Origin of the sequence: Bacillus sp. SIMBA_008, from assembly GCF_046535495.1 — a bacterium.
Classification (GTDB): domain Bacteria; phylum Bacillota; class Bacilli; order Bacillales; family Bacillaceae; genus Bacillus; species Bacillus subtilis.
Genome location: NZ_JAWRWL010001230.1, coordinates 1 through 237 on the forward strand (window position 1 = coordinate 1; position 237 = coordinate 237).

A 237-nucleotide genomic window follows, 5' to 3' on the forward strand; every position below is an offset into this window, starting at 1 on the left:
TATCGTGGTCAATGCGCTGCTTGGAAGCGTCGGTTTAATCCCGACTTTGAAAGCGATTGAACAGAAAAAAACAATTGCGCTTGCAAATAAGGAAACTCTCGTCACTGCCGGGCATATAGTGAAAGGACACGCAAAACGATACGGTGTTCCTCTTCTTCCGGTTGACAGCGAACATTCCGCTATTTTTCAGGCGCTGCAAGGCGAACAGAGCAAAAATATCGAGCGCCTGATCATTAC

The 237-nt window shown here is 46.8% G+C and carries 1 pseudogene; it reads left to right on the forward strand.

Annotated elements, in window-relative coordinates:
* A pseudogene (locus SB658_RS27360) lies at positions 1 to 237 on the forward strand (1-deoxy-D-xylulose-5-phosphate reductoisomerase); the annotation flags it as partial.